We start from the raw sequence: 21,953 nt of genomic DNA on the forward strand, positions 1-21,953 counted from the left end.
CGACTCAACATCGGCGCCGATATGGTTTCATACCGAAGAAGATTTCAGCCGTCCCAGCGCAGAGGCTATTTCCACGTTCCGATGACTTTACCGTCAGGAAAGCGCATCGCTTGGAGAGCGCCCCCCCTCTTAGTTTCATCTTTCATCGGGGCCAGCTGTATATCTACCTTATCGCCGGCCTTCAGCGTGTTCGCCTTCCATCCTTGGCGCATTAGGATGTTTGGTCCACCTGCCTCAACAGCCCAGCTTTGGGGCTGCCCCTGATCATCCACATCAACGAACACCCAGACATGCGGGTTTCGATATTGAACCTCAGCTACGATACCGCTGATTTCCACCATTTTACTCATGTCAAAATCCGAGTAGGAATGATGAGCAAACGCAAAAGTGGCGGGCACACCAATCAGGGCCAAACCAAGAAGTGTAGATTTGATATTCAATTGACGAATCCTTCATTATTATTCGCACTCAGACCAAAGTGCACGTATTGTGGAGGCGAACTCGCTATTGTTTATTTATTGGTCGAGGGCGGGCTGCTTCGCTCAGGGATATTAGTGACTTCCCGACCGGTTGTCGGATCGATTGTTTCAGTGTTGTTGTCCTCGCAAATGTACTCAAGAAATTCAGTCCCCTTCGGTGCGCGCATCAAGATAATCGGATCCAGTTTCCATGGCTTGGCTAGCGCCTTTGGGTCTTCAACCACGGTATCGACCTGAAGCATCCCGTCACCGTTGATGAAGATACGTTCCTTGATGGTCATAAGTGGACTATGGCCCATCGCATCTTCGGCTTGGGCAAACTCCCCTAGCGTGGTTTCCTGGCGGACGTGTTTAGTTTCTACAACCAGTACATCTCCCTCCCAGTGTCCAATCGAGCTCCCGCTAAACGTTGGTGGGACTTCTTCGGGATCGGGATGAGAGCGTCCATCCAAGTAGATTCTGCGTGTCTCCTTATAGAGCTCCTGAGACCAGTTGATCTGCTTGGGTGTTTGCAGGATCTCTACGGCGTACAAACTAGACATCATGGTCGGCATGCCGAGTAACTTGCATGTCGATTTGAACCCGACGCCAAGTTTGGACAACGCCTCGTTGCGCTTCTTGAAGCTTTCGAGGTACACGCCTTTATATTCAGGGAGGGTACCGAAGAGCGGTTCCGGTGCCTCGCCAAGTGAGTCGTCCCCCTCTGATCCGGTAGCGCGACTCGATGGATCGAGTCCGGCGCCAGGAGCCACCCAAAGACCGCTAAGATCAGGTGGAGCGCTCCCTCCTGCAGCAGTGGCCGACAACGAAAAAGCACTTGCTGTCACCAAAGTTGCGAGCGCTACTGCAACATAAGAAAACCGAATATTCCTGATGTTCATAGGTTTTATCTGCGCCTTCAATGGTTTATAAAAGTAGATAGTGCGCGAAATGGCACCATCCCCCTTTGTACCAATCTTCTGCATACGGAATGATCAAGCTTTGACCGATGATACTGAGGGCGAAGGAACATGATTAACCCAAATCGGCATTTCGTATGCTGTTGCGATGAGGAGCCCCCGACTCCATACGGAAACGGAAACGGAAACGAGGACATACGGAAAAGCGGAAAAGAGAACGGAAAAAGGAACAGATTTGTTTTTGACTGCGCTGCGAGCTTCCATCGAATAGATTTGCCTGGATTAAATAGCAGCCGGCTAGAAGATAAATCTGCTCCCCTATTCCATTCCATTAGCATCAGCGCTGCCGCGAGTTCTAAAGATAATTATCTTCTGGCGTGATACTTCGTGTTTAGCATTTGAAAAGTAAATTGCACCGGGTACACCACCCTTCTGCTGCGCTCCGGTTCATTGGAAAACGGAGAAGAGGATGACTTGTATCGGCAACTGTCAAAACCAGCGAGAATCTTATGAATCTACGCCGAATCTCGTCGGCTGGAACACTCATGCCCGCCCCATCGACTATTTGAAGAACCCCGCCCGATACCCTGCTGTCAATCCGTTGCCACTCACATTGCCAGCCTGTTACCCACGTGAGGTCTCGAATTTGATAGTCGCCGGTGGTGCTTTGGCATTGAGCGAGCTTCTTGTTGGAGAGGTCAAAGACAAAAAATTGGGGGTTTGGGTAGCCTAGCAGTTGAGTATCGTCCAGGCTCAGACCTTCTTTCAGGTTGATGGAGGCTACCAGTGCTTTTGCTCGCCTCTTGCGCCGTATCAAGTGCCATAGGGCGAGGCAAAAAATAGAAACAGAAGCCAGGAAGAGCTGACGTCCTTCGGCTGTAAGCTTACCGGACGAAAACTCTACCATGCCCCACAAGAGTCCTATCGTCACAAGCCCCGATAACCAAGCGGCGGGGATCACTATACTGTTAGCGAGGCTAGCTCCGAGCGTCCTCACACAGCTTTTCATAATTGGTCCGATATCATTTATAGAAGAGCACGTAGGTTATCACTCACGGAGCGCTCACTTATAGGACTTGGCCCGCAATGCGGGGAAAAGGGAAAGGGGGCGGTTTTATTTTCTAACGATGGCTAATCGATCCAATCGAATTCACTCGATGGAAGCTCTCAGCGCAGCGCAGCAAAAAAATAAATCTGTCCCCTTTTCCCCACAATCATTGACTCAAGCAGCGCTCCGATCACAGTCTTTCAGATAGGCAAGTCCGATTGCCCTTGAAGGTCAGCCTGGAAAAGGGGACGACTGGAAAGAATGTGGAAAAGGGGACAGATTATTTTCTAGCGCGCTGATCAGTTAGGGGTCACCACAAACTACGCTGTCTAGATTGCTGGCTACAAAGACGGTTTTGCTCATTCATAGATCTTGCCGCAGTACAGAAAAACCGCAAACTGACGCCAGGGATTAGACGCATCAAGCCCCTGGCTGATACCGAAGTCGCTGGCTTCCGCCCAAGCAACGGCACATTCTAGGAAGCTTTCTATCGTATCGTTTTGCCAATCTGTGCCCTCTGGAGACGCTGCTGCCCTGTCTTCCGCCAGAGCACGGGCAAAACGTAAGAAGGTTTGACCATCATCGACTTGGTCCAGGAGATCGTGGAGGTCCATGTCATTTAGCCTTTGCGTATGAGCCATTGTATGCAGCCAAGATGCCACAGAGACTGAAAAAAGCGCCGTACAATCACGTAACTTCGCCTACCGGAGTAGCCGCCAACGTGTAAGGGTTCACTTAGCCGACCAACTTCAGAAACTCGGTAAAACTGCTTGCCACAGTCTTTATGCTTCCATCTGGATCTACGCCATCAAACGTAACTATCGGCCAGGGCTCCGCCCCATGCAGATCGAAAGCGAACAATTGTCCTCCGCCATCGCTTCCAAAAACAAATAGGCTAGGCGCAATTCTGTTGAAAATAGCTATCTGCTCAACGTCGGAGGCCATGTCCACTGAATCAAGGCAGAAATTGAATGGAGGAGCCGATAGCGGGCATTCTCCTCCATCGCTGAACTCTAATAGCTGGTAATAATCGACAGGCAGGTGTCTAGGTGCCGCCACACGAAGAGCTTCGAGCGCTTCCGCAGAAGCACCCTTATTGCCAACCCAGTCCGAGTGAATCTTCAACGAAGCGCTCCTTGCTGCTGCGCGGCCAGTCGTCAACACGATCACGTGCCTTGGGTTAGATTAACGTCGCAATCAGGGGGACGAGTGGAAGGCTTAGGGGATGATCGGAGTATCTATCCGCTCACCAGTTTCCATATCATCAATCCTAAAGTCCCACCAATCTTCACTTGGCACGGCCTTAAGACCGTACTCCCGCCCGGCCTTCAGGTTAACGCCCCGAAAAATCGATCTAGTCGCGCGCGTTCCCGTCCACTTCTTTACTTCCAGACGATGGTTTCCTGAGGATAAGCGATATTCGGTCCGCTGCGTATACAAAGCATATAGGGTATCTGCTCCATCTACGCTGGCAATAGTGAGCGTCTTCTCTATCGCCCGAATACCTGCTGTATGGGAGTTTGGCAACCCCTCCGCCGCTTTCTCAGTGTAAGACTTACAACCAGCCGCCGTAGCTATAACCAAAGCGAAACCGAAGATCTTGAACCCGCACTTGAACTGCATAGACCGACCCGTACTCCATTCGTGGATCATGCTATTCAATCCTACCTACCGCGAAATTGCCAGCATGGAGCCATCACCACGGAGCGAGTGATCAGCTTAAGCCCCTCAGGCAACAGGTGCAGCGGGAAGCATCGGAAAGGGGACGGATTTTATTTTCCAGCCGGCTGCTGATCCAAGCGATCCACTCGATGGAAACTCTCAGCGCAGCGGAGCAAAAATAAATTGCCCCTCCCCCCCCTACCTTGGATTGAGAATGCTGGGGGATGACCAGCATCAGCATCTTGACCTCCAGTATCCAACTGGATACGGTCCACCCATGAATTATCTCATCCAGAAAACGCAGACGTTCACTGCTTAGCATTCATCTGTCAGTGATCTGCGAGCAAAAATCGCTATCACCCATCGCATTGCTCGCGGCGCAGCAGACCCGGGCGATATGAAACTGTTGGTGATGGTATTTCAGCAAAGCTGGGGGACAGACCACGATAGTGCATACATTAATTTGGCGGTGCCCTATTCGGGGTTTTCCCCTTCTTCCCGGCACGAATCGGCCCTTACACAGGCGCCTATGGGCAGGTAATAGCTTTTCGGGACTGCTTCTTGGTCCATAGAAGACGACCGTTGATTCTTCCATCAGACCATGACTCGGTAACCAGGGCGCAATGACCGCTCAGGTTCTCAACAAACGTCCTTGGATAACCTTCAGGCTCATTTCCACCCAGACGCATCCAATTTGGATCTGGCGAGGTCACTGATTGATAGGGCATGCAGGCCGCCAGTGTGACCAGCGAGAGTGCCAAAATTACTTTTTTCATATAAGTTCCAACCAACTTGGCGAGTGTCCGGGCAAAAACGCGGAGTATAAATTGATTGGATGCTTTCCCAGCGTGAGCTACGACGAGGACTTGCTGTAAGTGCCGCTATACAACCCACCTCGATCGGCGGAAACCAGAAAGCTGGGGACAGTCCGCGATTTGAGCGTAGCCAGGGCCAGAGGCATGGCGCAGATCGCTAAAGACTCTGGCATGGGGTGAGAAAGCTTGTACAAGGCGTTCGCACCCGGATCAACGCCGAGATTCGATACCGTACTCAAGGTCATTCATGCGCTAGGCATCGATCTTCATGCGCAGCCTGGGCATGCGGCTAATCATTTACCTGTCTGACGAACGGATTAGACACCGGGGACAAACCACGATTTTGAGTTCACTTGTAATTGGACCGCCTCATAATCGTAGTCCGTCCCCGTTCTCCTCTTATGAAACGGACGGCTTACTTATAAGTCGCCCGTCTTCATTATTCCGCCGCCTGCGCCCGCAATCGTCTTCCAATCACATCCATGACATCACAACCATCGCGTAACGATGTGGTCAGCAATTTACAAAAATCAGTCAGCACCACCGTGTCTGAGCTGATGTCCGAGCGGAACGCGATATTTTCCAAGACTTGGGTCACAGTCCGGATACGGTAATCAGCGGTTTCGAAAAGGACGTCCAGAGGCGCTTCGGTATCGATGAGCAGGGTTGCGGGGATGCAGTCGATGCCGGTGATGGGCATGTATCTGGTCATGAGCAGTACCTTCATTCAGTTGATAAGGACTACCACTCAAACGTCGCCAAACGAATGGGGTGGCAGCTGTGCTCGGGTTGGCGAACCGGGAATGAAAGCGAACCGGCAGACTCGAAAGTCTCCCGCGCACAGCTGCCATAAAGCAGTCTGCAACTGCAAAAAAGCCCCGCAGTGTAGCAGGAGCTTCTGCTCTTCATTCAATCGAGTCGCCAAACCCGAATCGCCATCTGGGCGACAGAGAGACAATAAGTTGCAGATCCTGAAGCGGCAATGTGCTGATTTCCGAGGTTTGTGTAGGAATTTGCGTCAATACTCTCGCGGCGCTCGTTTGAGTCCTCATAAGCCGCAGCGAAGGGACGTGGGAAAAGGAGACGGAAAGGGACAGCTTTTTTCCCGAACCAGTAAAAAAAGACTTTCAGTGCGGCGAAATAAATCTGTCCCCTTTTTTCGTCCCCTTTTTCCTATTTACGTATTCCGTGAACATCACCAAACAATTATGTTTCACCATTAATATCAAGATATCTGACAGTCTCGTTATACGGAAGCGAAAGTTTCAAACCCGTAGGTGACTCATAGTCACTAATTTCAACGGTGTCTAACAATTTATCTTGATAGGAGATCGTAACTTGCATATAAACCTCACCATCAAAGCTCCGCTCGAACACATTCTCAAGGACAAAAGCGTATCGCCCATCTTCATGATCGAACGGACTTCGATCGTAATCTTTTTCTACCTCTACAGAATTAGCTTTAAATCTAAACCCTAACTCATAGACGCACGCTTCATCAGTAACGGATATCAAACTATCGGTTATAAGCTCGATATCAAAAACCTCAAGATCTTCTAACTCGGAATCCCAACCTCCGTATTTGAACTCATGCTCAATGTCCTTCAGCTGTTCACAAATCAAGTTCATTATCTCGCCACGCACACACTCGAGCGCCGAAGCCGCGAAAACAGCGGGTTCTATAGAGACAGATTTATTCACGGCGTCAATGTACTCATCAATAGATGAGCTACAAATAAGTCTAGGATGATCCTCTGAATAACGAAACATGTCCTTATCATTCGATATCACATGAATATAATGCCCGCGAGCCTCTGATAAATCATGTAACGCCTTTAAAACAAACGCATCAGCGAATTCCTTTTCTTTATCACCCTCCGCGAACGGTGCCTTCACAGAAAAATAACGCTCAAAAACGTAGCTAGGCTTAACGGAATCGATCGATACGGTCTCTACGTGGGCTGACCGCAAGAACATTTCGAAGTTTCCAATAATAGTAGCAGCCATTTCCTCCTTGTTTGGCTCCGCGAAAATGCCGTGAGCGGGTGAATCAGGCAAATTCCGAAGGATCATCGAGCTTTTTTTTATAGCCTTGAGCTCCGACAATGCCACGGAAATTTTCTTATGGATGTGTGAAACGACTTCACCCTTCGTCACATCTGTTATCAGGAGGTGGACCTGCCCTTCATCGATCAAGTTTTTTAGTGAGCCAAGACTATGTGTCAAAAACTGAAAATTTTTGCCTTCGTAGATATTCGTATCTACGAAAATTAAACGCGATCTAAGTTCCAAGTATCACCCCCTTCCCCCTGAGAACAATCCAAACCTAAGCAAGATTTTGGAAAAAGGGACAGATTTATTTTCGAGCCGGCTGCCAGTTGATCCAAGCGAATCCATTCGATGGAAGCTCGCAGCACAGCGAAGCAAAAAAATAAATCTGTCCCCTTTTTTCGTTGGTTTCTATATCTACGTGCTGCCTTCTATCGTCCTTGTCACCTAATCTCAAGCTCCTTAAAAGATAATTAGCATCAATTTGCCACCAGTCAAGGAATTCGGAGGTTTTGATGGCGTAAGCACGTACCTCCCAAACAGCCTACTGTCTCCATCAATGCAGAACCTTGGGACTCTCTCCAATCCTGATCCGATCGAGCGCCCGGTTTAAAGCATCCGAGGCATCGAGTAGCGCCTTCACCTCAGCTTCCCGACCATCGCCCCAGAGTCGTTCAGCCATCTTGTTCTGTGCCTGGATGGAGCGCTCAATGTCAGCAACCGTCGCTGCTGTTTCTTCGGCATTGATTAACTCTTCCTCAGGCCATGCTTCGTCAGCTTAGATGCAAACACTTCGCCCACTGGGACACGATCGAGCCACGTAATACCAGCCCTGCGCTGCCACTGCCTTCATCCACGGACGCCGAAAACCCGCGTCAGTTACCAGGATGGGAATACTCAACAGCGGGAAAAGGGGACGGATTTATTTCCTAACCAAATGATCATCACATTGCCCGATAACCATTGGAAGAAGTCCGGCACCGGGCTGGTGACGTGGAGGTGGGAGCCCATCTTGGAAGTCGATCCGGCCATCAAGCCAGAGTGCCTTAGAAAGCTCAACGAACCTGAGCCTTTTGAAGGATCAAAGACTTCGCTTCACGGCTCGGTTGGCGATGAGCTGTCGGTTGGTAATTAGCTAAGGTTATCCTTCATCGGATCCCTGATGACGGCGACAGACAATAGGAGCAGGCCTCTCCCGAGGCAACCAGGCACGATCCTGTTGCCTGATTTCGGACGGACCGGCAGCCCCAGCTGCCATTCATTGGCACGAATGGCCCGGGGCACAATGAAGATAGAGCGGGGCGGGAACGAGGAAATCGAAGCATAAAAAAGCCCGGCTAGACCGGGCCTTTGCAACTTCCATGTGTAGATAAAATCAATCGCGTTTCATCTCTGTTCTCCGTCATCCTGATGGTTGTTTCAACTGCATTCTGTCCGAGGCTTAGCAGTCTTGCAAGCCAAATCCGAGGACGCCGCCGGGAAATTGCGAACAAAAGCTACTGGAGCGTTTCGACTGACGGTATCGCCCCTTCCGCAGGGTCGATCTGGCGCGGAGCAATGCCATCTTGACTGGGGTTCAAGCCTGCATTTTCCGCAGATTGATCATCACCGTCTAGTAGAACCTTTCCTTCGATGACAACAAATTCAGTCCCATACATCTCCTCGAATGCCGCCTTGAATTGATCCGTCTTCCTGAACCATCGAAATAGTGGCCATTGCCTTAGCTGGCTCTCGGAAATTTCACCATCGGATCCAATTTTTCTCAGGGTCGCCGCAGCCTCGTCAAACGAATCGTTCAACACTTGGTTAGCCAACTTAAACCTGAGTGAGAGTGCGGAGAAATCTGTTTTCTTCAGTAGTGCGATGCATTCCTTTTCCTTTCCCTGTCCCTTCAACGCAATTGCGAGATTTATTGTGAGGAAAAGTCCGGTTTCAGAATTCAGTTTCTTGAACCCACTGCTTTTTGTGATTTCCAGAACCTTCTCTGCAAGCTTATAGTCCTTAAGAACTAACAAATCATAGGTCGCTTGAATGAAAGAGTTTTCGGCTTGTTCTAGTTCGCTGGGTATAAGTTTTCGCCATAACACCTGACTTAGTTTAATTCCTATCTCTGTCACGCAGTTACAAGCATTTATAAAATACTCTTCGTCAACTTCTAATTTGTCACCGCGCTTCAAGTCCTTATCTAAATTAACCTGATGCTCTTTGCATGTTTCAAGGTAGTGGCTGCTGACGACTCCGTCGGCATGCACCAACAGATTGCGACGCTCAGTTAGCTCAATGAAATCTTTCCAAGACGGTAAATCAGTGAGCCGCATCTTCAGTTTCTTTTCAAGCCATGAAAATTGAGCTGCATGGCTATCCCGCAGCACGGTTTCGATCTCTTTGTCGATTATGTGCTCTTTAGCTGCATCAATTGATCCAAAGGCAACCAGCTCTGTGAAATTAATTTGCCTGGTGCAACCATTTAACATCTCAGGCTTTACTGCGTAAACACTTTTCAAAAGACGGGTTAGATATGCGTCAAAAAGACTAACCACGGATACTAGTGCCATTCTAGGAAGAGTTGTAGCGAAAATGGCGAAATCTTCAAACGTGTTCTTTAGCAGGTTGTGTCTTTGATTCATGCCGATAGGTACAGCATATTTTATTATGTCTCCTTCTTCATCGTACTCAGTGTCGATGGAGTGAGTTTCAATAAACTTCATTAGGTTATTTTGGCTGCGTGAAGTGACCTGTGACGCGGCGTAGGCAAAGACTGGTAGAGCACGCTTCCGACTGTTCATCTGCTTAATGAACCAGCTCGCATCCTTGTTAAAATGATGCTTCGGTTCTTGATCTTCTATCATCGCTCGTCCTTGGTGTGAAAAAGTACAGTTATTCGAGTTTTTCTTGGTCCCAAGATTTTCAACGCTGTCGTAACACAGCCTATGATGCGTTAGGACATATTACATCCGCCAAGTCTCAGCCCATCGCCGCATGATAATGGCTCAGCGCCACCACCTCAACCACGAAGAAGAATGCCAGGCTAGAATGAGCCTAAGGCTCTGCAGCTGCTCGGGATTCGATCTTCAGGCCAACCGAATAACAACGGAATAATCCATGGAGAAAAGGGACGAATTTATTTCCTAGCCGTGTCTAGTCCTGAAATAGGTTTACACCTGTTTCACCCCAACGCCCGATGCATCGCATCGGGCGTTTTGTATTTCAAAGACAGGTGCGGACGCTCGCGGTTGTAGATCGATACCGACTCACTCACCATCTTCTTCGCCTGCGTTAAATCCTGTGGTTGCTGGAGCAAAAGCTCGGTCTTCAATATCCCATTGACCCGCTCTGCCAGGGCGTTTTGATAACAGTCGTAGCCGTCCGTCATCGAACACCGGATACCGGATACCGTGTTTCGCGTGCAGCTCTTGGTACATTCCGGAGCAATACCGGCTGCCTCTGTCCGAGTGATGAATCAGTGGCTGCGCGACCGACGCGGTGTGCAGGCTTTCATGGACGTGATAGCCCACGATCTTTCGCGAAAAAGCATCCGTCACAAGGCTCAAATAGGCCACACCTTCCTGAGTGGGCAGATAGGTGATGTCAGCCACCCAGACCTGTTCCGGGCCGCTGGGTACAACCTGATAAGGCCCCGGCTTGAGCAGGTTCGGATGGCGTCGAAAGCGATGATGACTATCGGTTGTCTTGTGATACGCCCGCTTGCGAGCTACCAATAAACGCCGTTCACGCAGAATCGCAAACAGGCGATCTCGACTCACTTGCAGCTCATGCTGCGGTTGGCACTGCAGCAAGTAATACAGCTTTCGGGTATCCAGCCGCGGCTGCCGCAGGCGCTTTTGCTGAACGAAATCGGCAACTTTCTCATCCAGAATCAGACGAGCAGCGTCGGCGCGATTGCGTTTGTAGTAAGCCTGTCGGCTTATCCCCATGAACTGGCAAGCCTTGCTGATGCTCAGGTTTTGGATTCGTTTTTGCGCGAGGACTTGCCGGGACGCTTTTTTACGACAGAGAGACCGTAGTCATTTTTCAAGACATCCACGACAGCCTCGAAAAACTGCGCTTTCTGATTGGACAGAGCCAACTGTTCTTCAAGCATCTTTGATGCGTTGCTCTGGCGTCAATGGTCGGTTTTTGTCGGGCATAGACCCCATCCTCGGCGAGCCAATGTAGGTGCCTGGGCTCCAATCCTGCCGACCGTGCTTGCGTAACCACGTCAGAACGGTCGTTTTGCCTTGAATCCCATAGCGCTCCTGAGCCTCTTTATAGCTCAGCTCGCCTTTTTCGACCTGATCGACGACCGACAATTTAAAGGTCAGCGTGTAGTCTCGCTGACTACGCCTTTTTGCTGATTCCATTACGTCCTCCTGAAAAACAGATCAGAAGGTGTAAACCTTATTCAGGACGGGACAGGGCAGCATCGGGTGTGATTTGTTTACCCCACAATTGGTGGGCCCAAAAATGGGAAACCGGAGCGGTGGAATATTGGAGGCGAAAGCCAATAAGCCGGGCAGCCCATGCCGGACGAAAGATCACACCCCGATGAGGACGAAAACAAACCCGACTCGTCCCCTTAGGATCAAGGCTATTTCGCGTCTTTCGGGGAGTAGCTTGGACAGAGGTACTTCATTGCTGACGGATCCCCTGCCATGTGTATCTGTATCGCCATGATTTCATCCTGAAGGGACGGATCGGCATCCACCTTGGCGATTTCTTCCTTTAGCTCTGGAGTTACCCCGCGATCTGGCACGCTGAGCAAGTTCTGCAACGAGTAGTTCATCTCGGGCTTCCGCTCCGCACACATGCGGCCGATCGCAACTGCATTGACAGCAATAGATTGATTGACGTTGGTCGGGAACGAAACCTGTCCAACGCTACTTAGCGCAACAAAAGCCAGCAGATAACCGCTTTTTGAAATAAATCGCATATTTAAATCATCCGCAAACGGAAAAGGGGACGAGACGGAAAAGGGGAACAGATTTATTTCTAGCCGGCCGTCAGTTGATCCAAACAAATTCATTCGATGGAAGCTGCAGCGCAGCGAAGCGCCTAGTCCCTGTTCAATACAAAGTTACGATCGCTAAGGCGAGCTGCTGATCCGTCATCAGCGCCGGCCTGTATGTCGTACGGTAATAGCGTACGGCTTGCTCAAACTGAGCGCCGCGAATTTCGCCATCAGAGCCAATGAATGCGAGCGCATCGGCCTTGGCAGGCTTGAAGTTTTTTGCAGCCAGCGCAGAAAGCCCCGTAGTCCCCGAAAGGAGGACGGTTGGAGCCAACGTTATCATCATCGAGTTTTGATATGAGCCCTTATCTTCCGCATTGGCTTGAGCGCTGATCGATACCGTGACGGCGATTACCAAAGTCTTCCATGAGAACCCATGCTTCGATACTTCCATTGTGATCAAAGGGTTGATATCGGTGGCCGCTTTTCCAAAGCGTTTCCAGACGCCAACAAAAAAGGGCCCACCTTTCGGTGAGCCCTTCTAGACCGCCCAGCAGAGCGGATTTTGTTTGGTAGGCGCGATTGGACTCGAACCAACGACCCCCACCATGTCAAGGTGGTGCTCTAACCAACTGAGCTACGTGCCTGCTGTGAGGCGGCATTCTACGGAATTCCGGAGGGGTGTCAACACCTTTTTTTCACCTAACCCTATGAATATGCAAAATATTTAATTTCGCCAAAGCAACGAAGATTTTGCGGTGGCTGGCGGCCAATTTTTATCTCGGGTAGGATCGGCGCATTCGTAAAAAATATAAAACAGAGGTTGCAGAATGGCGAACACATCCTATCCAGCGTCCTATTACGCCGCATCGGCCAACCCGGTTCCTCCGCGCCCTGCCCTGCAGGATGACGTCGAGACGGATGTTTGCGTGATCGGCGCTGGTTACACCGGTCTGTCTTCTGCGCTGTTTTTGCTGGAGAACGGTTTCAAGGTGACGGTGCTTGAGGCGGCGAAGGTCGGCTTTGGGGCTTCGGGTCGCAACGGCGGGCAGATCGTTAACAGTTATAGCCGCGACATCGATGTGATCGAGCGTAGCGTCGGGCCTCAGCAGGCGCAGTTGCTGGGCAATATGGCGTTCGAGGGTGGGCGGATCATTCGCGAGCGGGTGGCGAAGTATCAGATTCAGTGCGATTTGAAGGACGGCGGTGTATTCGCTGCCCTCACCGCTAAACAGATGGGCCACCTGGAGTCGCAGAAGCGTTTATGGGAGCGTTTCGGGCATACCCAGTTGGAGTTGCTGGATCAGCGCCGTATTCGCGAGGTGGTGGCTTGCGAGGAGTATGTGGGCGGCATGCTGGATATGAGCGGCGGGCATATTCATCCGCTCAACCTGGCCTTGGGTGAAGCGGCGGCGGTGGAGTCGCTGGGTGGGGTGATTTATGAACAGTCGCCAGCGGTGCGCATCGAGCGTGGCGCCAGCCCGGTTGTGCATACACCGCAGGGCAAGGTCAGGGCCAAGTTCATTATCGTGGCCGGCAATGCCTACCTGGGCAATCTGGTGCCGGAACTGGCGGCCAAGTCCATGCCTTGCGGTACGCAGGTGATTGCCACTGAGCCGTTGGGCGATGAGTTGGCTCATAGCCTGCTGCCTCAGGACTATTGCGTCGAAGACTGCAACTACCTGCTCGATTACTACCGACTGACGGGCGACAAGCGTCTGATCTTCGGCGGCGGTGTAGTGTATGGCGCGAGGGATCCGGCGAACATCGAAGCGATCATCCGACCGAAGATGCTCAAGGCGTTCCCGCAGCTCAAGGATGTGAAGATCGATTACGCCTGGACCGGAAATTTCCTACTGACGCTGTCACGTCTTCCGCAGGTCGGGCGGCTGGGGGATAACATTTATTATTCCCAGGGCTGCAGCGGCCATGGCGTGACGTATACGCACCTGGCGGGCAAAGTCCTGGCTGAAGCGCTGCGTGGTCAGGCTGAGCGTTTTGATGCGTTTGCGGACCTGCCCCACTACCCCTTCCCCGGCGGTCAGTTGTTGCGCACGCCGTTTGCGGCGATGGGGGCTTGGTATTACGGGTTGCGGGATAAGTTGGGGTTCTGAAGCGCCCAACAACAAGGGCTGCTTCGCAGCCCAACGGGGCGGTGCGACGTTTCGCTAAATCCCCTCGCCACAGCAAGCCCCCTCGCCACGGGCTTGTTCCAACCTTTCAAATCCCGAAAACAAAAAACCCCGGTCTTTCGACCAGGGTCTTTGCTATCGATTAGAAGAAGCTTTTCAGCTTTCCTCTTAGCTTCATGGCGTTCAGTGGGCCTCGAAGCAGATATGGCGCAGCGGACGGGACTCGAACCCGCGACCCCCGGCGTGACAGGCCGGTATTCTAACCGACTGAACTACCGCTGCGTATCGCTATGGACTTGCGTCCAGTTAACTCGTCTGATCCAACCCCTTGGGCTCGGATCTCGAACCAGGCGAACCTGCTTCGGAAAATATGGCGCAGCGGACGGGACTCGAACCCGCGACCCCCGGCGTGACAGGCCGGTATTCTAACCGACTGAACTACCGCTGCGCGTCGGTGGAGGCTTTTGACAGCTTCCGTCTCGCTTTCGCAAGACTCTCGTAAAACATGGTGGGTGATGACGGGATCGAACCGCCGACATTCTGCTTGTAAGGCAGACGCTCTCCCAGCTGAGCTAATCACCCTTTGCTTCGTTGAGGCCGCGAAATTTACGCAGGTACCGAAGCTAAGTCAATAGCAGGGTTGGATTTTTTTCAAAAACAGTTTCAAACGGCACCCGCAACGGCCCTCACTTATAAATCATTTTCTTGGTCATGCCACCGTCCACCACGAACTCCTGGCCCGTGACAAAACCGGCATTGCGCGACAACAGCCACGCCACCATCGCCGCCACGTCCTCTACCGTGCCGACCCTGCCCGCTGGATGCTGGGCGTGGTCGGCATCAGTCAACGGCTGTGCGCGACGCTGGGAGGGGTCCCGCGCGTCGATCCAGCCAGGGCTGACGGCGTTGACCCGGATCTCCGGCCCCAGGCTGATCGCCAGGGCATGGGTCAGGGCCAGCAAGCCGCCCTTGCTCGCCGCATAAGCTTCGGTGTCGGGTTCCGATTGCGCGGCGCGGGTCGAGGCCAGGTTGACGATGGCGCCATTGTGGGCGCGCAGATACGGCGCACAGTGCTTGGCCAGCAGCATCGGCCCACCCAGGTTCACCGCCAGGACGCGATTCCAGTAAGCCAGGTCCAGGCTTTCCAGAGTGATGTTGTGCGGGTCGGCGATGGCCGCGTTGCACACCAGCGCGTCGAGCCGCCCAAACTGCCCGAGCACCTCGGCGATACCGGTGGCGACCTGCGCCTCGTCCGCCACGTCCATGGCGATGAACCAGGCATTGTCGCCCAGGGTCTTCGCCACCTTGGAACCGCGTTCGCGATCCAGGTCGGTCAGCACCACCTGCCAGCCTTCACAGATCAGCCAGGCGGCGATACCCAGGCCTATGCCGCGCGCGGCGCCCGTAACCAGTGCAACCCGGCCATGAGTGCCGCCCGGCGGCGTAGCCAGCTCGATCACAAGGCCGCCAACCCGCGGGCCAGGTCGGCTTGCAGATCGGCCACGTCTTCCAGGCCGACCGCAACGCGGATCAGGCTGTCACGAATACCCGCCGATTCACGTTCCTGGGGCGACAAGCGACCGTGAGAAGTGGTGCTCGGGTGGGTAATGGTGGTTTTGCTGTCACCCAGGTTGGCGGTGATGGAAATCAGCCGGGTGGCGTCGATGAAGCGCCAGGCGCCCTCCTTGCCCCCCTTGACCTCGAAGCTCACCACCGCACCAAAACCGCGTTGCTGACGCAGGGCCAGGTCGTGTTGTGGATGGCTCTTGAGGCCGGCGTAATGCACTTTCTCGATGCCGTCCTGCTGCTCCAGCCACTCGGCCAGGGCCTGGGCGTTGGCGCAATGGGCTTTCATGCGCAAGCCCAAGGTTTCCAGGCCCTTGAGGAAGATCCAGGCGTTGAACGGGCTGAGGGTGGGGCCTGCGGTGCGCAAGAAGCCCACCACTTCTTTCATCTGTTCGCCACGACCGGCCACCACGCCGCCCATGCAACGGCCCTGACCGTCGATGAACTTGGTCGCCGAATGCACCACCACGTCCGCACCCAGCTTCAGCGGTTGTTGCAACGCTGGAGTGCAGAAGCAGTTATCGACCACCAGCATGGCGCCCTTGGCATGGGCGATTTCCGCCAGCGCGGCGATGTCCACCAATTCGGCGAGCGGGTTAGAGGGAGATTCAACAAAGAGCAACTTGGTGTTGGCCTTGATCGCCGCATCCCAACCGGACAAGTCCGCCAGGGGCACGTAATCGACTTCCACGCCAAAGCGTTTGAAGTACTTCTCGAACAAGCTGATGGTCGAGCCAAAGACGCTGCGCGAGACCAGCACATGGTCGCCGGCGCTGCACAGACTCATCACCACGGCCATGATCGCCGCCATGCCGGTGGCAGTGGCCACGGCTTGCTCGGCGCCTTCCAGGGCGGCAATGCGCTCCTCGAAAGCCCGCACAGTCGGGTTGGTGTAGCGCGAGTAAACGTTGCCCGGCACCTCGCCAGCAAACCGCGCCGCCGCGTCGGCGGCCGTGCGGAACACGTAGCTGGAGGTGAAGAACATCGGATCGCCATGTTCGGCTTCCGGCGTGCGGTGCTGACCCGCGCGAACCGCCAGGGTATCGAACGCTACACCTTCAAGGTCGCTGTCCAGCCGACCGGCATCCCAATCCTGACTCATGCTGTCACTCCTGAATTCGGTTTAAACGCAAACCGGCCCCTCAGGGCCGGTTCGTCAATCAGTTGTTGTACAGATCGATGATCGCGCTGACCGCCTGAGTCTTGGCCTTGGACGCATCGTTACGTGCGTTCTCGATCTTGTTCAGGTAGGCCTCGTCGATATCGCCGGTGACGTACTTGCCGTCGAATACCGCGCAATCGAACTGCTCGATCTTGATCTTGCCACCGCCGACCGCTTCGATCAGGTCCGGCAGGTCCTGGTAGATCAACCAGTCGGCGCCGATCAGGTCGGCGACGTCCTGGGTGGTGCGATTATGAGCGATCAGCTCATGGGCACTCGGCATGTCGATGCCGTAGACGTTCGGGTAGCGCACGGCCGGGGCCGCGGAGCAGAAATACACGTTCTTGGCGCCGGCTTCGCGGGCCATCTGAATGATCTGCTTGCACGTGGTGCCGCGCACGATGGAGTCGTCCACCAGCATCACGTTCTTGCCGCGGAATTCCAGCTCGATGGCGTTGAGCTTCTGGCGTACGGATTTCTTCCGTGCGGCCTGGCCCGGCATGATGAAGGTCCGGCCGATGTAGCGGTTCTTCACGAAGCCTTCGCGGAACTTGACGCCCAAGTGGTTCGCCAGCTCCAGGGCCGCGGTGCGGCTGGTGTCCGGGATCGGGATGACCACGTCGATGTCGTGTTCCGGACGCTCGCGCAGGATCTTGTCGGCCAGTTTCTCGCCCATGCGCAGGCGGGCCTTGTAGACCGAGACACCGTCGATGATCGAGTCCGGACGCGCCAGGTAGACGTGTTCGAAGATGCACGGGGTCAGGGTCGGATTGGTCGCGCACTGACGGGTGTGCAGCTTGCCATCTTCCGTGATGTAGACCGCTTCGCCCGGGGCCAGGTCGCGAATCAGGGTGAAGCCCAGCACGTCCAGGGACACGCTTTCGGAGGCGATCATATACTCCACGCCTTCATCAGTGTGACGCTGGCCGAAGACGATCGGACGGATCCCGTGGGGATCGCGGAAACCGACGATGCCGTAGCCGGTGATCATCGCCACCACCGCGTAGCCACCCACGCAACGGTTGTGTACGTCGGTCACGGCGGCGAACACGTCTTCTTCGGTAGGCTGCAGCTTGCCGCGCTGGGCCAGCTCATGGGCGAACACGTTGAGCATCACTTCCGAGTCGGAACTGGTGTTGACGTGGCGCAAGTCAGATTCGTAGATCTCCTTGGCCAGTTGCTCGACGTTGGTCAGGTTGCCGTTGTGGGCCAGGGTGATGCCGTAAGGCGAGTTGACGTAGAACGGCTGGGCTTCAGCCGACGTCGAACTGCCCGCGGTCGGGTAGCGCACGTGGCCGATACCCATGTGGCCGACCAGGCGCTGCATGTGACGCTGGTGGAACACGTCACGCACCAGGCCGTTGTCCTTGCGCAGGAATAACCGGCCGTCATGGCTGGTCACGATACCGGCAGCGTCCTGGCCGCGGTGCTGGAGCACGGTTAGCGCGTCATACAGCGCCTGATTGACGTTCGACTTACCGACGATACCGACGATGCCACACATGCGACGCAACCCCTACTTAATGGATCTGAACTGAACAACACTCACTGCGGCGTTTTGGCCATCGGCAAGAGGTGTTCCTTGAACGGTATTTCAGCGGGTACGCTGATACCGCTGGCAAGCCACTGACTGCTCCAACCCAGGATCAGGTTCTTGGACCAGTCTGCGACCAATAGAAATTGTGGCACGAGCCGAGACTCCTGCCACCACGTATCCTGCTGCACCGGCCCCAGGCTCAACAGCCCGACGGCCACGACCACCAGCAACGCGCCACGCGCCGCGCCGAAGGCCATGCCCAGGAACCGGTCCGTCCCGGAAAGCCCGGTGACGCGAATCAGTTCGCCGATCAGATAATTGATCATTGCGCCAACCAGCAAGGTGGCGATAAACAAGATGGCACAGCCCGCGATCACGCGAGCCGACGGAGTTTCGATGTATCCGGCGAGGTACTGGGACAGCGAACCACCAAACATCCAGGCTACGACCCCCGCGATGATCCAGGTCAGCAGCGAGAGGGCTTCCTTGACGAAGCCGCGGCTCAGACTGATCAATGCGGAGATGGCGACGATCGCAACGATCGCCCAGTCAACCCAGGTAAATGGCACGGTGCAGCCTACAGACGGATAAGGCGGCGCATTTTAGCAGAGCCTAGAGCTGTCGGTAAGCTGCACGATTCAAATCCACTAAATCGCTGTCAGCCGCGCTCGGGCTGGAAGCGCACCACGAACCCCTTGAGGTTCTGCTGGCGACTGAGCAGATCACGCAGGCGGTCGGCCTCGGCTCGCTCGATCAGCGGACCGACAAACACCCGGTTCTTGCCATCGGCGGAACGGATGTAGGCGTTGTAGCCCTGGCTGCGCAGGGTTTTCTGCAAGTTCTCGGCACTTTCGCGACTGGTCAGGCTGGCCAGTTGCACCGACCAGCTGACTGACAGGCCATTGGCATCCACGCGACTCTGGGTCGTGTCCGGCTTGGCGGGCGCCGCAGTGATCGGCTGGCTCGGGGCCAGCTTGACCGCCGGTGCTGCTGGAACAGGCACAGGCGCGACAGGCGGCTTGCTTGGCGCGGCCGGAGCAGGCGTGGCAGGCGTGGCAGGCGCGGGCGCAATAGGCGTGGAAGGCGCAGCAGGTTGCTCAGCCAGCTCCTCGTCGCTTGGTACCGGTTCCTGAGGCAACGCCTGAGGCTCGGGCACAACCACTGGCTCAACCTGCACCGGCGGCACCGAAGGCGCCTGGGGCGCAGCCGGCGCATCGACTGTGACCTGGCGCTGCTCATCCTGGCGGGAAAACAGCATCGGCAGGAAAATCACCGCCAGGGCCACCAACACCAGGGCCCCGACCATGCGCTGCTTGTACGCCTTATCCAGCAATGCCATCTGCAGCCTCCTCCGTGGAGCGCCGGGCCAACCATTGAAGGGCCTCGGCAACACAAAAAAATGATCCAAACAGCAGAATTTCATCATCGGCCGTCGCCAGGGCGCACTGCCCTTCCAGGGCGTCGGCCACACTGGCGTAGGCTTGCACTGAAGCACCGCGACGCTGCAAGGCTTCCTGCAACTGCGCCGCCGTACGCGAGCGCGGCGAATCCAGTGGCGTCACCGCCCAGTGCTGGACACTAGCACCCAACGCATCGACAACGCCATCCAGATCCTTGTCGGACAACAACCCGAACACCGCCAGGCGTCGTCCCACCATCGGTCGCCGCGCCAGGCGCTCGGCCAGGTACTGCGCTGCGTGGGGGTTATGGCCGACATCCAGCAACAGGTTCAGGCGCTTGCCTTGCCAATCGAACTGACGACGATCGAGGCGCCCGACCACACGAGTCGCCTGCAGCGCCTGGACGATTTGCCCGGCATCCCAGGGCAAGCCCAGCAGCAGATAGGCCTGGAGCGCCAGCGCGGCGTTTTCCATGGGCAGGTCCAGCAGCGGCAGATCACGCAGCTCCACCGGATTACCCCGCAGGTCGCTGCCGCGCCATTGCCAATGCTGCTCGGTCATCGCCAGGTCGAAATCGCGCCCGCGCAGAAAAAACGGGCAACTCAGTTCGCGCACCTTGTCCAGCAACGGCTGGGGCGGATTGAGATCGCCGCAGAGTGCGGGCGCCCCCTGGCGAAAGATGCCGGCCTTTTCGAAGGCCACGGATTCGCGGGTATCGCCCAGGTAATCGGCATGGTCCACGCCAATGCTGGTGACCAGCGCAATGTCTGCATCCACCAGGTTGACCGTATCCAGCCGCCCGCCCAGGCCGACTTCCAGCACCACCGCATCGAGACCGGCACGGGCAAACAACCAGAACGCCGCCAGGGTGCCCATCTCGAAATAAGTGAGGGTTGTATCGCCTCGCCCGGCTTCCACCGCGGCAAAGGCTTCGCACAGCTGGGCATCCGTGGCTTCGACGCCGTTCACTTGCACCCGCTCGTTGTAGCGCAGCAGGTGCGGCGAACTGTAGACACCGACGCTCAGCCCCTGGGCCCGCAGTAGCGAGGCCATGAAGGCGCAGGTCGACCCCTTGCCGTTGGTGCCGGTGACGGTGATGACCCGGGGCGCTGGCTTGGCGAGTCCCATGCGGGACGCTACCGCTTGCGAGCGCTCCAACCCCATGTCGATGGCCGATGGATGCAACTGCTCGAGGTAGGCAAGCCATTCGCCCAGGGTACGTTGGATCATAGGCCTGCAGGCACCGGCGGAACCACGACCGGCTCGATCGGTGCGGCGACGAATTTCGGCGTCGGCAGCCCCATCAGTTGAGCCAGCAGGTTGCCCAGGCGCGGACGCAGCTCCTGGCGATGGATGATCATGTCGATGGCGCCGTGCTCCAGCAGGAACTCACTGCGCTGGAAGCCTTCCGGCAGTTTTTCACGCACGGTCTGCTCGATCACGCGTGGGCCGGCGAAACCGATCAGGGCTTTCGGCTCGCCGACGATCACGTCGCCGAGCATGGCCAGGCTGGCGGAAACACCACCGTAGACCGGGTCGGTCAGTACCGAGATGAACGGAATGCCTTCTTCACGCAAACGCGCCAGTACCGCGGAGGTCTTGGCCATTTGCATCAGGGAGATCAGCGCTTCCTGCATCCGCGCACCACCAGAAGCGGAGAAGCAGATCATCGGGCAACGGTTTTCCAGGGCATGGTTGGCTGCGCGAACGAAGCGCTCACCGACGATGGCGCCCATGGAACCGCCCATGAAGGAGAATTCGAAGGCCGAAACCACCACTGGCATGCCCAGCAAAGTACCGCTCATGGACACCAGGGCGTCTTTTTCGCCGGTCTGCTTCTGGGCAGCGGTCAGGCGGTCCTTGTATTTCTTGCCGTCGCGGAACTTCAGGCGGTCCACAGGCTCCAGGTCGGCGCCCAATTCCACACGACCTTCAGCGTCCAGGAAAATATCGATACGGGCACGCGCACTGATGCGCATGTGGTGGTTGCACTTGGGGCAAACGTCCAGGGTCTTTTCCAACTCGGGACGGTACAGCACCGCCTCGCAGGATGGACACTTGTGCCACAGACCTTCAGGCACCGAGCTTTTCTTCACCTCGGAACGCATGATCGAAGGGATCAGTTTGTCTACTAACCAGTTGCTCATGCTTTCTTTCTCCAGTACCGGCGGCCCGAACGCTCTGGTTCGCGGCCCCGCGTATGCCCTTGAGCTAAATTCATTGTGCGGCGAGGATCGAAGGCCACCACGGTCAGCG

Annotated in this window: 19 protein-coding genes, 4 tRNA genes and 2 pseudogenes; 2 read left to right on the forward strand and 23 right to left on the reverse strand. The window is 55.2% G+C overall.

Annotated elements, in window-relative coordinates; translation table 11 throughout:
- Positions 1-65 precede the first annotated feature (65 nt).
- From AC30D9_RS05875 to AC30D9_RS05895, 5 genes are all read right to left on the reverse strand, one after another.
- Positions 66-440: a DUF6152 family protein gene (locus AC30D9_RS05875; protein ID WP_307571685.1), complete on the reverse strand. Its 375-nt coding sequence runs from the start codon at positions 438-440 to the stop codon at positions 66-68.
- A 71-nt stretch (positions 441-511) separates the two neighbouring features.
- Positions 512-1,444, reverse strand: coding sequence for a hypothetical protein (locus AC30D9_RS05880; protein ID WP_490143636.1), 933 nt, complete (start codon positions 1,442-1,444; stop codon positions 512-514).
- Positions 1,445-2,785: 1,341 nt separating this feature from the next.
- Complete coding sequence (locus AC30D9_RS05885) at positions 2,786-3,040, reverse strand: DUF7660 family protein (RefSeq protein WP_490143637.1); 255 nt, start codon at positions 3,038-3,040, stop codon at positions 2,786-2,788.
- A gap of 121 nt (positions 3,041-3,161) precedes the next feature.
- On the reverse strand, positions 3,162-3,551 hold the full coding sequence (locus AC30D9_RS05890; protein ID WP_176689391.1) for an SMI1/KNR4 family protein: 390 nt from the start codon (positions 3,549-3,551) through the stop codon (positions 3,162-3,164).
- A gap of 93 nt (positions 3,552-3,644) precedes the next feature.
- The gene (locus AC30D9_RS05895; protein WP_490143638.1) at positions 3,645-4,079 is read right to left on the reverse strand and encodes a hypothetical protein; all 435 of its coding nucleotides are present in this window, start codon (positions 4,077-4,079) and stop codon (positions 3,645-3,647) included.
- Positions 4,080-5,029: 950 nt separating this feature from the next.
- On the opposite strand from AC30D9_RS05895, the pseudogene AC30D9_RS05900 reads away from it, so the two are divergent.
- A pseudogene (locus tag AC30D9_RS05900) lies at positions 5,030-5,212 on the forward strand (addiction module antidote protein); the annotation flags it as partial.
- Positions 5,213-5,342: 130 nt separating this feature from the next.
- Here the strand turns inward: AC30D9_RS05900 and AC30D9_RS05905 are convergent.
- The 8 genes and pseudogenes from AC30D9_RS05905 to AC30D9_RS05940 form a co-directional block, all read right to left on the reverse strand.
- Complete coding sequence (locus AC30D9_RS05905; protein WP_003203821.1) at positions 5,343-5,615, reverse strand: hypothetical protein; 273 nt, start codon at positions 5,613-5,615, stop codon at positions 5,343-5,345.
- 494 nt (positions 5,616-6,109) lie between these two features.
- On the reverse strand, positions 6,110-7,195 hold the full coding sequence (locus AC30D9_RS05910; protein ID WP_490143639.1) for a PIN domain-containing protein: 1,086 nt from the start codon (positions 7,193-7,195) through the stop codon (positions 6,110-6,112).
- Positions 7,196-7,508: 313 nt separating this feature from the next.
- A complete protein-coding gene (locus AC30D9_RS05915; protein WP_490143742.1) occupies positions 7,509-7,700 on the reverse strand; it encodes a hypothetical protein in 192 nt (63 codons plus the stop codon).
- A gap of 748 nt (positions 7,701-8,448) precedes the next feature.
- A complete protein-coding gene (locus AC30D9_RS05920) occupies positions 8,449-9,801 on the reverse strand; it encodes a hypothetical protein (protein ID WP_490143640.1) in 1,353 nt (450 codons plus the stop codon).
- Between the two features lie 317 nt (positions 9,802-10,118).
- Positions 10,119-11,313, reverse strand: a pseudogene (locus AC30D9_RS05925) (IS3 family transposase).
- A gap of 227 nt (positions 11,314-11,540) precedes the next feature.
- Positions 11,541-11,882 carry a hypothetical protein gene (locus AC30D9_RS05930; protein ID WP_490143641.1) on the reverse strand — a complete coding sequence of 114 codons (342 nt, stop codon included), beginning with the start codon at positions 11,880-11,882 and terminating at the stop codon, positions 11,541-11,543.
- 133 nt (positions 11,883-12,015) lie between these two features.
- Complete coding sequence (locus AC30D9_RS05935; RefSeq protein WP_490143642.1) at positions 12,016-12,354, reverse strand: DUF2388 domain-containing protein; 339 nt, start codon at positions 12,352-12,354, stop codon at positions 12,016-12,018.
- A gap of 116 nt (positions 12,355-12,470) precedes the next feature.
- Positions 12,471-12,547, reverse strand: a tRNA-Val gene (locus AC30D9_RS05940).
- A 183-nt stretch (positions 12,548-12,730) separates the two neighbouring features.
- Here AC30D9_RS05940 and AC30D9_RS05945 point away from each other — a divergent pair.
- Positions 12,731-14,014: an NAD(P)/FAD-dependent oxidoreductase gene (locus tag AC30D9_RS05945; RefSeq protein WP_134925098.1), complete on the forward strand. Its 1,284-nt coding sequence runs from the start codon at positions 12,731-12,733 to the stop codon at positions 14,012-14,014.
- 223 nt (positions 14,015-14,237) lie between these two features.
- Here AC30D9_RS05945 and AC30D9_RS05950 read toward each other — a convergent pair.
- The 10 genes from AC30D9_RS05950 to accD form a co-directional block, all read right to left on the reverse strand.
- A tRNA-Asp gene (locus AC30D9_RS05950) sits at positions 14,238-14,314 on the reverse strand.
- Between the two features lie 89 nt (positions 14,315-14,403).
- Positions 14,404-14,480 (reverse strand) — tRNA-Asp (locus tag AC30D9_RS05955).
- A gap of 58 nt (positions 14,481-14,538) precedes the next feature.
- Positions 14,539-14,614: transfer RNA gene (locus tag AC30D9_RS05960), tRNA-Val, on the reverse strand.
- A 104-nt stretch (positions 14,615-14,718) separates the two neighbouring features.
- Positions 14,719-15,492 (reverse strand): SDR family oxidoreductase, encoded by a 774-nt coding sequence (locus AC30D9_RS05965; protein WP_134925099.1) that lies wholly within the window; start codon positions 15,490-15,492, stop codon positions 14,719-14,721.
- Complete coding sequence (locus tag AC30D9_RS05970; RefSeq protein ID WP_109754608.1) at positions 15,489-16,700, reverse strand: O-succinylhomoserine sulfhydrylase; 1,212 nt, start codon at positions 16,698-16,700, stop codon at positions 15,489-15,491. Before AC30D9_RS05970 ends, AC30D9_RS05965 begins: the two co-directional genes overlap by 4 nt.
- Before the next feature lie 58 nt (positions 16,701-16,758).
- Positions 16,759-18,264, reverse strand: a complete 1,506-nt coding sequence (gene purF / locus AC30D9_RS05975) for an amidophosphoribosyltransferase (protein ID WP_109754607.1) — start codon at positions 18,262-18,264, stop codon at positions 16,759-16,761.
- Positions 18,265-18,305: 41 nt separating this feature from the next.
- A complete protein-coding gene (locus tag AC30D9_RS05980) occupies positions 18,306-18,866 on the reverse strand; it encodes a CvpA family protein (protein WP_003179770.1) in 561 nt (186 codons plus the stop codon).
- Positions 18,867-18,955: 89 nt separating this feature from the next.
- A complete protein-coding gene (locus AC30D9_RS05985) occupies positions 18,956-19,636 on the reverse strand; it encodes an SPOR domain-containing protein (RefSeq protein ID WP_490143643.1) in 681 nt (226 codons plus the stop codon).
- On the reverse strand, positions 19,620-20,927 hold the full coding sequence (gene folC / locus AC30D9_RS05990; RefSeq protein ID WP_490143644.1) for a bifunctional tetrahydrofolate synthase/dihydrofolate synthase: 1,308 nt from the start codon (positions 20,925-20,927) through the stop codon (positions 19,620-19,622). The genes AC30D9_RS05985 and folC overlap by 17 nt, the downstream gene beginning before the upstream one ends.
- Entirely contained in the window at positions 20,924-21,844 is a 921-nt protein-coding gene (gene accD, locus AC30D9_RS05995; RefSeq protein ID WP_109754604.1) for an acetyl-CoA carboxylase, carboxyltransferase subunit beta, read from the reverse strand. Before accD ends, folC begins: the two co-directional genes overlap by 4 nt.
- Positions 21,845-21,953: the final 109 nt, after the last annotated feature.

The sequence above is a fragment of the Pseudomonas sp. DF11 genome (genome assembly GCF_058148565.1).